The 12,423-nt window shown below is 66.4% G+C and carries 4 protein-coding genes and 1 pseudogene; 3 read left to right on the top strand and 2 right to left on the bottom strand.

All coding sequences use genetic code 11. The annotated features are described in order from the left end of the window. Positions 1-3: 3 nt before the first annotated feature. Both G205_RS06535 and glgP read right to left on the bottom strand, forming a co-directional pair. Positions 4-1,790: pseudogene (locus G205_RS06535) on the bottom strand (thiamine pyrophosphate-requiring protein). Between the two features lie 39 nt (positions 1,791-1,829). Further along, positions 1,830-4,448, bottom strand: coding sequence for an alpha-glucan family phosphorylase (gene glgP / locus G205_RS06530; RefSeq protein ID WP_200859141.1), 2,619 nt, complete (start codon positions 4,446-4,448; stop codon positions 1,830-1,832). 191 nt (positions 4,449-4,639) lie between these two features. Between glgP and G205_RS06525 the strand changes: the two genes are divergently transcribed. The 3 genes from G205_RS06525 to G205_RS06515 are packed head-to-tail and all read left to right on the top strand — an operon-like array spanning position 4,640 to position 12,196. After that, positions 4,640-6,682, top strand: a complete 2,043-nt coding sequence (locus tag G205_RS06525; RefSeq protein WP_009357279.1) for an alpha-1,4-glucan--maltose-1-phosphate maltosyltransferase — start codon at positions 4,640-4,642, stop codon at positions 6,680-6,682. Then, entirely contained in the window at positions 6,679-8,475 is a 1,797-nt protein-coding gene (gene treS / locus G205_RS06520; RefSeq protein WP_009357278.1) for a maltose alpha-D-glucosyltransferase, read from the top strand. Before G205_RS06525 ends, treS begins: the two co-directional genes overlap by 4 nt. A 1-nt stretch (position 8,476) precedes the next feature. Further along, positions 8,477-12,196, top strand: a complete 3,720-nt coding sequence (locus G205_RS06515) for a 1,4-alpha-glucan branching enzyme (protein WP_009357277.1) — start codon at positions 8,477-8,479, stop codon at positions 12,194-12,196. Positions 12,197-12,423 lie beyond the last annotated feature (227 nt).

Here is a 12,423-nt window from a genome sequence, read left to right as displayed (position 1 = left end):
CAGTCAGCCGCCGGCAGGTTCCTCCTGCGACAGGTAGGTGTCGAGCAGTTCGGAGGCCCGGCCGCCGTCGTCCTCCGCAGCCAGCCCCTTGCGCATGCTCTCCGCCTTTTCCCTGCCGGCGGGGAACGGGGGCAGCAGCGGAATTTCCGGGTCCGTCAGCACCTCGATCACCACGGGCCGGTCCGCGGCAAAGGCCTGCTCCCAGGCATCTCCAAGGAGCTCCGGGTCCTCCACCCGGATGCCCCCAAGGCCCAGCAGCTCGGCGTATCCGGCGAACGGGAAATCCGGGAGCTCCTGGCTGGCAGCGAACCGCGGCTCGCCTTCCGACTCGCGTTGTTCCCAGGTGACCTCCGTCAGCTCCCGGTTGTTGAAGACGCACACCACGAACCGCGGGTCCTCCCAGTCCTGCCACCGGTGGGCCACCGTGGCCAGCTCGGCGACGCCCGCCATCTGCATGGCACCGTCCCCGGCCAGGCCACCAGCGGCCGGTCGGGGTGGGCCAGTTTGGCGGCAATCCCGTACGGAATGGAGCACCCCATGCTGGCGAGGGTTCCGGAAAGATGCGCCGGGACCCCGGGCGGCAGCACCAGCTGGCGGGCGTACCAGTACACGCAGCTTCCGACGTCGACGCTCACCTGCGCGTTCGCCGGGAGCCTGCCGTTAAGCTCGCGGACCACGCGTTCCGGATTGACGGGAAGGGCAGGCACGGCGGCACGGTCCGCGGCGAGGATGCGCCAGCGGCTGACCTCATGTTCCACGTCCGAACGCCACTGCCCGCGCGGGCGGTGCTCGAGCCTCCGGCCCAGGGCGGTGAGGGCGGATGCCGCGTCACCGGCCAGGCCCACCTCCACCGGGTAGCGGTTGCCGATCTTCTTCTCATCGATGTCGATCTGCACGGCGCGCGCTGCCCCGGGCGGCGGATAGAACTCGGTCCACGGATCATTGGAGCCCACAATCAGCAGGGCATCGCAGTTGCCCAGCAGGTGGGCGCTGGCAGTGGTGCCCAGGTGGCCCATGGTCCCGACGGCGAAGGGAAGGGTCTCATCCACGTACGGCTTGCCCAGCAGGCTGGTGGCAATGCCGGCACCCAGCTTCTCCGCCACCGCCACCACCTCGTCGAAGGCATGCCGGGCACCCTGGCCGACGAGCAGGGCCACCCGTTCCGAGGAGTTCAGGAGGGCGGCCGCGGCGTCCAGGTCCTCATCCCGCGGCGTTTTGGCGGCGGAACTCCATGAGGGGCTGGTGACCACGATGCCGTGCTGCTGCTCGAGCTGCGGCGCCGGCGCGGACTGGATGTCGTGCGGGACGATGACCACACAGGGTGAGGACGTTGCCTTCGCCGTGCGGAACGCCCGGTCCAGGACCATGGGCACCTGCTCCGGGGCGCTGACCAGCTGGACGAACTGGGATGCAACGTCCTTGAACAGGGAGCCCAGGTCAATCTCCTGCATGTAGGCCGAACCCAGCACGGTACGGCTCTGCTGACCCACGATCGCAACGACCGGCACGCCGTCGAGCTTGGCGTCGTACAGTCCGTTGAGGAGGTGGACAGCGCCCGGACCCTGTGTTGACGTCACCACCCCCACGCCGCCCGTGTACTTCGCGTGGCCCACGGCCATGAACGCTGCCGTTTCCTCATGCCGGGCCTGGACAAACTCCACGCGCCCGCCGGACCGGCGCAGCGCCCCCATGAACCCGTTGATCCCGTCACCGCTGTACCCGAAAATCCGGCTCACGCCCCAGGTGCTGAGCCGGTCCACGATCACGTCGGCCACGGTTTGTTCGGTCATGGGTCCTCCTGCGTCGGTTCAGGCCGGTTGGCGAACGGGTCAGGCGTTGACGATCAGGCCCAGCTCCGCCTTGGATGCCAGGGCTTCATGCCGTGGCAGGACCCTGACCGTGTAGCCGAAGGAGCCCGAGCGGTCGATCACCAGCGAGCCGCTGAAAAGGTGGCGGCCGTTGCCCAGGTCCTCCTTCACCTGCAGCTCCATCAGGGTGATGTCCGCCAGGGTGTCGCTTTCCTCGGCCCGGCCATAGGCCACTTCCACGCACACGTCATCCGGGGTGAGGCTGTTCAGGGCCACATAGGCGTTGACCTGCAGGGTGTCGCCGATCTGCGGATCCTCGGAGACGCCCACCGAGTCCACGTGCTCCACGTGGACCTGGGACCAGTTGGAACGCACCTTGGCCGACCACGATGCGAGCGAACGTGCCTGCGAGTACGAGTTGGCGATGGCCCTGCGTCCGGCCTCTGCGGCGGGGCGGTAGAGGATGTTCACATAGTCGCGCAGCATGCGCTCGGCGGAGACGGCCGGGCCCAGGTGCGACAAGGTGTGCTTGATCATGGACACCCAGTGCGTGGGCACCTTCTCGGCCGCCGACGTCGACGGCCCGGCCGCGCCCGCAGCTTCCGAGACGGTGCTGCCGTAGAACCTCGGGGCCACCTGGGTTTCGAGCAGCTCGTACAGGGCTGCGGCCTCGATGTCGTCGCGTTCTTCCGGTGATGCGCCGTTATTGGCGGTGGGAATCGCCCAGCCGTTCTCGCCGTCGTACATCTCGTCCCACCAGCCGTCCAGGACGGACAGGTTCAGCGAACCGTTCAGCGCCGCCTTCATGCCGGATGTCCCGCAGGCTTCCAGCGGACGCAGCGGGTTGTTCAGCCACACGTCGCAGCCCGGGAACAGGGTGCGCGCCATGGCGATGTCGTAGTTGGGCAGGAACGCGATCCGGTGCCGGACCTCGGGGTCGTCGGTGAACCGGACCAGGTCCTGGATCATCTTCTTGCCGGCGTCGTCGGCAGGATGGGACTTGCCGGCGATGACCAGCTGGATGGGATGTTCCTTGTGCAGGAGCAGTGCCTTCAGCCGTTCCGGTTCACGCAGCATGAGCGTCAGCCGCTTGTAGGTGGGGACGCGGCGGGCGAAGCCGATGGTCAGCACGTCCGGGTCCAGGACGTTGTCCGTCCAGCCCAGCTCGGCGTCGGCGGCGCCGCGCTTCTTCCAGGCGGCACGCAGCCGCTTGCGGACGTCGTCCACCAGCGCCGAACGCATCTCCCGGCGCAGCGCCCACACATCGGCGTCGCTGACGTTGTAGGCCAGGTCCCAGCGGCCGTTGGCCTCGGCCTCGCTGCCGAACTGGTCGCGGGCCAGCTTGGCGATCCGGCTGTCCACCCACGTGGGCACGTGCACTCCGTTGGTGACCGAGGTGATGGGTACCTCGGAGGGGTCGAAGCCTGGCCACAGCGCGGAGAACATGCCACGCGACACTTCGCCGTGCAGCTTGGCCACACCGTTGGCGCGCTGTGCCAGGCGCAGGCCCATCACCGCCATGTTGAACACCGCCGGGTTGCCGTCGGCGTAGTTTTCACGGCCCAGTTCCAGGATCCGGTCCACCGGCACGGCGGGCGCCAGGCCGGCCTGGAAGAAGTGGCTGATCTGCGAGATCTCGAACCGGTCGATGCCGGCCGGAACAGGAGTGTGGGTGGTGAACACGGTGGAGGCGCGGCCGGCCGCCAGGGCCTCGTCGAAGGTGAGCGCCTGGTCCCCGGACATGAGCTCCTGGATGCGTTCGATGCCCAGGAAGCCTGCGTGGCCCTCGTTGGTGTGGAACACTTCCGGTGCCGGGCAGCCGGTGAGCTGCTGGAAGGCGCGCAGCGCCTTGACCCCGCCCATGCCGAGCAGCAGTTCCTGCTGCAGCCTGTGGTCACCGCCGCCGCCGTACAGCCGGTCCGTGATGCTGCGCGCCGCGTCATCGTTGCCGGGCACATTGGAGTCAAGGAGCAGCAGGGGGACACGTCCGACGTCGGCCCGCCAGATGTGTGCCAGCAGCCGGCGGCCGTTGGGCAACGGCAGGGTGATCTGCAGGGGCTTGCCGTTGCCGTCGGGGGAGGGCTCGCGAAGCAGGGTGAGGGGCAGGCCGTCCGGGTCCAGGACGGGGTAGGTCTCCTGCTGCCAGGCGTCCCGGGACAGGGACTGCTTGAAGTAGCCGGCCTGGTAGAGCAGGCCCACACCGACCAGCGGCACGCCGAGGTCCGACGCGGCCTTCAGGTGGTCGCCGGCCAGGATCCCCAGGCCGCCGGAATACTGCGGCAGGACCTCGGTGATGCCGAACTCGGGGGAGAAGTAGGCGATGGACGCCGGTGCTTCCGGTCCCAGGCCCTGGTACCAGCGCGGTTCCTCAAGGTACCGGTCAAGGTCTTCCTCCGCTGCCCGCACCCGCTCCACCACCGACCGGTCTGCGGCCAGTCGCTGGAATTCTTCCCTGCTGACCATGCCCAGGAAGCCAACGGGGTCCTGCTCGCTTTCCTCCCAGATGCGCGGGTTCAACCCGGCGAAGAGTTCCCGGGTGGGGCGGTGCCAGGACCAGCGCAAATTGCTCGCGAGCCGTGCCAGCGGACGGATGGGTTCGGGGAGGACTGTACGGACCGTAAACCTGCGGATTGCCTTCACCTGCGTCACACTAACGGACAACATGGGCGGCTGGAACCAGCTTTGGGTTTCTTTTGGGTAAATGACAAGGGCGTGGAGGAAATGACGTACGGCACGACGAAAATAGTGAGCAGCCTTAGCAATCTCGGACTTTTCTCGCTAACGTCGAGGCTGTGACGACTAACTCAGGAACCAGTGCCGTAACAGAGAAAATGCCAAGGGGATCCATCACGGAGGGACTGCGGTTCGGACGTTTTCCGATCACGGCCGTGCAGCCCGTCGTCGAGGGTGGAAAGTTCCCGGCCAAGGCCCTGCCGGGCGAAGGAATCGTTGTGGGTGCCACCTGTTTCAGGGAAGGCCACGACCAGCTCGGCGTAAGCGCAGTCCTGCTGGACCCGTCGGGCGCGGAGCGCCAGCGCGTCCGGCTCGCGCCGCCGCGTGGGGAACGCGGCATGGGAACCGACCGCTGGGAGGGCATCCTCACGCCGTCGGAAACCGGGCACTGGTCCTTTGTGATTGAAGCCTGGCATGACCGCTACGGCACCTGGCACCACAACGCCGAGGTCAAGATCGCTGCCGGGATCGATGTTGAACTGATGCTCGCCGAAGGCGCTGCGCTGCTGTCCGAAGCGTCCGACGACGACTCGCGGAACGAGGCGGACAGAGCCACGTTGCGCTGGGTGGCCGAGAGGCTGGCGGACCAGTCGCTGAGCCCGGAGGACCGCCTCGCCGCCGGGTTCAGTCAAGGAGTGGCTGACATTGTCGCCCGCCAGCCCATCCGTGAGCTGGTGACCGTTTCGGAGAAGTTCCCGCTCAACGTTGAGCGTGACCGTGCCGGCCGCGGTGCCTGGTACGAGTTCTTCCCCCGTTCTGAAGGCGCGGTCAAGGACCACTCCACCGGCGTCTGGACCTCCGGAAACTTCCGCACTGCAGCGAGGCGGCTGGACGCCGTTGCGGCCATGGGCTTCGACGTCCTGTACATGCCGCCCATCCATCCCATCGGCGTGAAGCACCGCAAGGGGCCCAACAACACCCTGGTTGCCGGCCCGCATGACCCCGGTTCGCCTTGGGCCATTGGTTCCGAGGAAGGCGGGCACGACGCCATCCACCCCGACCTCGGCACTTTCGAGGACTTTGACGCTTTCGTGGCCAGGGCCAATGAGCTGGGCCTGGAAGTTGCCCTGGACCTTGCCCTGCAGGCCGCCCCGGACCACCCCTGGGTGACGTCGCACCCGGAATGGTTCACCACCCGCGTTGACGGCAGTATTGCCTACGCCGAAAATCCGCCCAAGAAGTACCAGGACATTTATCCGCTGAATTTCGATAATGATCCTGAGGGTCTTTCCAATGAAATTCTGCGGATTGTCCTGCTCTGGGTCAGCCACGGCGTAAAGATTTTCCGGGTAGATAACCCGCACACCAAACCTGTTTGGTTCTGGGAGTGGCTCATTGCCGAAGTCAATAAAGCAGTGCCGGGAGTGGTGTTCCTCGCCGAGGCGTTCACCCGGCCCGCGATGATGCACGCCCTGGGCCGGGCCGGCTTCCAGCAGTCCTACACCTACTTCACCTGGCGCAACACCAAGAAGGAGATCGAGGACTACTTCCAGGAGGTGAGCCACGAATCGCCGGCGTTCTTCCGGCCCAACTTCTTCGTCAACACCCCGGACATCCTCACCCCCTACCTCCAGTTCGGTGGCCCGCCGGCATTCCGGATCAGGGCAGTGCTGGCCGCAACGGCCAGCCCGCTGTGGGGGGTCTACGCCGGCTACGAGCTGTATGAGCACGTTGCCCGGCCGGGTGCCGAGGAGTACATCGACAACGAGAAGTTCGAATACAAGGCGCGCGACTGGAATGCGGCAGCCGAATCCGGACGCACCCTGGCACCGTTCATCACCCGGCTGAACCACCTGCGCCGGGACCATCCTGCGCTCCAGGACCTGCAGAACCTTACGGTCCACCAGAGCACGGACGCTTCCACGGTGGTGTACTCCAAGCACAAGACCTTGCCTGACGGTTCCAAGGACACGCTCATCGTGGTGGTCAACGTGGACCCGCACGTTACCAAGGAATGCACCGTGACCCTGGACCTCGCCGCACTTGAACTGGACCCGCAGGACCTGACCGCCAACGGCGGGTTCTACGTGGACGACCTCATCTCCGGCGAAAGCTGGGAGTGGGGCGAGTACAACTACGTACGCCTGGACCCGCACGTTGAGCCCGCACACATCCTCAGCGTGAGGAGAATGCATCAGTGAGTTTTACTCCGCAAAGTTCGGGCCAGCACTTCACCCCCAAGAGCACATTCGAACTCAACGCCCCGGGCCTCCAGCATGATCCGCTGTGGTACCGGAAGGCCGTGTTCTACGAAGTACTGGTCCGGGCTTTCGCGGATGCCAACGGCGACGGGTCCGGAGACTTCTCCGGCCTGATCGACCGGTTGGACTACCTGCAGTGGCTTGGCGTGGACTGCCTCTGGCTGCCGCCCTTCTTCCAGTCGCCGCTGCGGGACGGAGGCTACGACATCTCCGACTACAACTCCGTGCTGGACGAGTTCGGCACCATCAGCGACTTCAAGCGCCTGGTGGCCGAGGCGCATGCCCGGGGCGTGCGCGTGATCATCGACCTGCCGCTGAACCACACCTCGGACCAGCACCCCTGGTTCCAGGAGTCCCGCAAGGACCCCGACGGGCCCTATGGTGACTTCTACGTCTGGAGCGACACGGACGAGAAGTACCAGGACGCCCGCATCATCTTCGTGGACACCGAGGAATCGAACTGGACATTCGACCCCATCAGGCGGCAGTTCTTCTGGCACCGGTTCTTCAGCCACCAGCCGGACCTGAACTTCGAAAACCCCAAGGTGATCGACGCGCTCTTCGATGTGGTGCGGTTCTGGCTGGACCAGGGCATCGACGGTTTCCGGGCCGACGCCATCCCCTACCTGTACGAGGAGGAAGGGACAAACTGCGAGAACCTGCCTGCCACCCACGAGTTCCTCCGCAAACTGCGGGCCATGGTGGACGAAAGCTACCCCGGCCGGGTGATTATCGCCGAGGCCAACCAGCCGCCCAACGAAGTGGTGGAGTACTTCGGCACGGAAGCTGAACCGGAATGCCACATGGCCTTCCACTTCCCGATCATGCCGCGGCTCTACTACGCGCTCCGGGACCAGAAGGCAGCGCCCATCATCGAGACCATGAAGGACACCCCGGACATTCCTGAGGGCGCGCAGTGGGGCACCTTCCTGCGGAACCATGACGAGTTGACCCTCGAAATGGTCACCGCGGACGAACGCGCGGCCATGCTCGGCTGGTACGCCCCCGATCCGCGGATGCGGGCCAACATCGGCATCCGGCGCCGGCTGGCGCCGCTGCTGGATAACTCGCGTGCCGAGATCGAACTGATCAACGCGCTGCTCCTGTCCCTGCCAGGCAGCCCGTTCCTGTACTACGGCGACGAAATCGGCATGGGCGACAACATCTGGCTCGAGGACCGGGACGCCGTCCGCACCCCCATGCAGTGGAACCCCGACCGGAACGCCGGTTTCTCCCATGCGGACCCGGGCAAGCTGTACCTGCCTCCCATCCAGTCGCTGGTGTACAACTACAGCATGGCGAACGTGGAGGCCGAGGCCGCCCACTCCGGCTCCCTGCTCCGGTGGACCCGGCAGATCCTGAGTGTCCGCAAGAACCATCCCGCGTTCGGACTGGGCGGCTACAAACACGTGGAGGCCGACCACGACGCCGTCCTTGCCTACCTGCGTGAACTGCCCTACGGCAACCCCGCGGGGATGGACGGCGAAACCATCCTGTGCGCCTTCAATCTTTCGCAGCACCCCGTGGCAGCCTGGCTGCGGGTACCGGAGTACGCCGGCCGCGGACTGCGGGATGTCTTCGGGGGACAGGTGTTCCCCGGAATCAATGACGACGGCACGCTGACGCTGACCCTGGGCAGCCACGACTTCTTCTGGCTGCGCGTCCGGTCGGCGGCATCCAACCCGTCGTCGCCCTACACCCAGGCCATGCCCATCCTGTCGATAGAGGAGTGACATGAACCAGCCTATTCTCACGCCCGCCCTGACCGCGCTGCTCCAGGAATGGCTCCCGAAGCAACGCTGGTTTCCCATCAAGTCGCCGGACTTCGAGATGTCCCAGGCCGGGAGCCTGGGGCTTGAAGACCCGGCCAGGCACGCAGCCCTGTCCGTGTTCCTGCTGAATGTCAGCACGCAGGGGCCCGACGGCGCCAGGCGGACTGCCGTGGTCCAGGTCCCGCTGAGCTTCCGGCCGGCACCCGCGGCAGGAATGGAACGCGCGCTTGTCGGCGAAGCCGCCGGGACGGATCCGTCCCGGCCTTGGGTCTACGACGCCGTCCATGATCCCGACTTCGTGGGCAGCTGGCTGGAGCTGATCCGGAATGAGGAGAAGGCTGCCAGCGGCACGGCAGCGGGCTTCAGGGTCCCCGGGAGCTACCGGCTGCCCAGCGCGCGGGGTGTGGTGAAGGTCCTGTCCGGCGAGCAGTCCAACAGTTCAGTCATTGTGGACGACGGCGAATCGGCCGCGATCGTGAAGTTCTTCCGCGTGTTGTCCGAGGGCGCGAACCCCGAAGTTGAGGTGGGGTCGGCCCTGACCTCGGCCGGGACATCCGAGGTGCCCGCCACCCTCGGCTGGGTGCGGGGCGAGTGGCTGGCCTCGGGCAGGACCGCGTCCAACGGGAAGGGGAACCGCCAGGTCCAGGGCGAGCTGGCCGTGGCACACGAATTCCTGGCCGGCGGCAGGGATGCCTGGCGCCTCGCCGTGGATGCCGCCCGTTCCGGAGCCGATTTCACGGCAGAAGCGCGGGCCCTCGGCGCCGCCACCGCAACAGTGCACCGGCGCCTTGCCGAAGCGCTGGGACAGTCCGCCGAAAGCGAACCGGGCAAGGTGATCGGACCGGGAGTAGCCCAGCGCGTCCGGCAGGCATGGGCGGAAGCCGGTCCCGCCGTCGGGCACTATGACAAAGAACTGGAAGCGCTGCTGCAAGGCCTCGACGGCGTGCCCACCGGGCCGCTGCAGCGGATCCACGGCGACCTCCACCTGGGCCAGATCCTGCAGGTCCCGGCGCAGGATGGCCCTGCCCGCTGGGCCATCCTCGACTTTGAAGGCGAGCCCCTCCGGCCCATCGCCGAACGGAATGTCCCCGATGTTCCGCTGCGCGACGTCGTCGGAATGCTCCGGTCCTTCGACTACGCGGCGGGTGCCGCCCAGCGCGAACAGGAAGGCGCCCAGGTGCCTGCCACGTGGGTGGACGACTGCGCAGACGCTTTCCTGGAAGGCTACGCCAGTGTCACGCCGGGAACCGTGGACCGGAACGCGCCCCTCTTTGTGGCATTGTGGCTGGACAAGGCACTGTACGAAGTAGTTTATGAAATGCGTAACAGGCCCGACTGGCTGGCGATCCCGGTGAACGCCTCCAGGCGGCTCCTTAGCGGTAACAGCGCCGGCGACCATGCCGGGGCAGCATCGGAAGGTAACGAAATGACAGGCTCAGCACGAACTGACCGCCCGGGCGCACCGCTGCAGGTGGACGACGGCACCTTGGGCAGGATCGCAAACGGTGAACACCACGCCCCCCACTCGGTCCTGGGCGCGCACCTGGACGACTACGGGCACGTCACCATCCGCACGGTGAAGCACCTCGCCGAAGCCGTCAGCGTCATCACCTCCGCAGGCGAAACTCCCATGCAGCACGAGGCGCACGGCGTCTGGGTTGCCGTCCTGGAACCGCTGCAGCACGGACATGTGCCCGATTACCGGCTGTCGGTCACCTACCCCGGGGCTGAGCCGGTGACGGTGGACGAACCGTACCGGTACCTGCCCACCGTCGGCGAGGTGGACCTGCACCTGATCGGCGAGGGCCGGCACGAAAAGCTCTGGGAGGTGCTGGGCGCCCACGCCCAGCACTACAAGTCCCCGCTGGGTGACGTGGACGGCGTTTCCTTCGCCGTCTGGGCTCCCAACGCGCAGGCTGTCCGGGTCAAGGGTGATTTCAACGCCTGGGACGGACGCGAACACTCCCTCCGCTCCCTGGGCTCCTCCGGGGTGTGGGAACTCTTCATTCCCGGCGTGTCGGCAGGCGCCTGCTACAAGTTCGAAATCCGGACCAAGGCCGGTCACTGGGTGGAGAAGGCCGATCCGCTTGCGTTCGGCACCGAGGTTCCGCCGCTGACGGCTTCAAGGGTGGTGGAATCCTCCTACGCCTTCAAGGACGACGAGTGGATGGAAGCCCGCGCCCAGCGGGACCCGCACAATTCCCCGATGAGCGTCTACGAAGTACACCTCGGCTCCTGGCGGCTCGGGCTGGGCTACCGCGAGCTCGCCAAGGAACTGGTGGACTACGTCAAGTGGCTTGGATTCACCCACGTGGAGTTCATGCCGGTGGCGGAGCACCCGTTCGGCGGCTCCTGGGGCTACCAGGTCACCTCCTACTTCGCGCCGACGTCCCGCTTTGGGCACCCGGATGAATTCCGGTACCTGGTGGACACCCTCCACCAGGCCGGCATCGGCGTGCTGCTGGACTGGGTCCCTGCCCACTTCCCGAAGGATGCCTGGGCCCTGGCCCAGTTCGACGGCGAGCCCCTCTACGAACACGCAGACCCCAACCTCGGCGAGCACCCTGACTGGGGCACCCTGATCTTCGACTTTGGCCGCACCGAGGTACGCAACTTCCTGGTGGCCAACGCCCTCTACTGGCTCGACGAGTTCCACATCGACGGCCTGCGCGTGGATGCGGTTGCCTCCATGCTCTACCTGGACTACTCCCGTCAGGACGGCCAGTGGCAGCCCAACCGCTTCGGCGGACGGGAAAACCTGGAGGCCATCTCCTTCCTGCAGGAAGTCAACGCCACCGTCTACAAGACGCACCCGGGTGCGGTGATGATCGCAGAGGAATCAACAGCGTTCCCGGGGGTAACCGCCCCCACCAGCCACGGCGGGCTGGGCTTCGGACTCAAATGGAACATGGGCTGGATGCACGACTCCCTCAAGTACGCCTCCGAGGATCCCATCAACCGCAAATGGCACCACGGCACCGTCACGTTCTCCATGGTGTACGCGTTCACGGAAAACTTCCTGCTGCCCATCAGCCACGATGAGGTTGTGCACGGCAAGGGATCCATGCTGCGCAAGATGCCGGGCGACCGCTGGCAGCAGCTCGCCAACCTGCGCGCTTTCCTGGGCTACCAGTGGGCGCACCCCGGCAAGCAGTTGATCTTCATGGGCACCGAATTCGGCCAGGAAGCGGAATGGTCCGAGCAGCACGGGCTCGACTGGTGGCTTGCCGACATCCCCGCGCACAAGGGCCTGCAGCTTCTGACCAAGGACTTGAACGAGCTGTACAAGACCACACCGGCGCTCTACACCCGGGACAACGAGCCTGGCGGTTTCCAGTGGATCAACGGCGGCGACGCAGACCACAATGTCCTGTCCTTCATCCGCTGGGACAAGGACGGCAACCCGCTGGTGTGCGCCATCAACTTCTCCGGCGGTCCGCATGTCGGCTACACGCTGGGCGTACCGACGGCGGGGCCGTGGACGGAAGTCCTCAACACGGACCACGAGACCTATGGCGGGTCCGGTGTCCTGAACAAGGAAGGACTTAAGGCCGTTGACGAAGGCCAGGACGGCCAGCCCGCCACGCTGACGGTCACCCTGCCTCCGCTCGGCGCCGCCTACTTCAAGCCAGGTGCGGCTGCACCGAAGGTAACGGGAAGTGGGGCCACCGGCACCGCCTAGCCTGCCGGTGTGACCCGCATGGAACGGCCCGGGATCCTTGTGATTCCGGGCTTTTCCATGCCGCAACGCGTCCGTGGTGGGAACCGGCTCCCGGGGGAGTTGGCCATCCCGGCCGAGTGGTGGTAGAGTTTATTTCCGCGCTGGTCCACAGAGTCAGCCGGAAAACCCGACCAAAAAGCTTCACGCTGATGAAGGTCGCGGCCGCCGGTTTGACAAGAGTGAAGCCA

The sequence above is a fragment of the Arthrobacter nitrophenolicus genome (genome assembly GCF_000332815.1).
Taxonomy (GTDB): domain Bacteria; phylum Actinomycetota; class Actinomycetes; order Actinomycetales; family Micrococcaceae; genus Arthrobacter; species Arthrobacter nitrophenolicus.
This window is presented reverse-complemented; position numbering and strand designations above follow the sequence as displayed.

Bases quoted from the DNA above. Each gene is read 5' to 3' on its own strand.
- G205_RS06525 (WP_009357279.1), top strand. From the start codon at position 4,640: ATGCCAAGGGGATCCATCACGGAGGGACTGCGGTTCGGACGTTTTCCG.
- G205_RS06515 (WP_009357277.1), top strand. From the start codon at position 8,477: ATGAACCAGCCTATTCTCACGCCCGCCCTGACCGCGCTGCTCCAGGAA.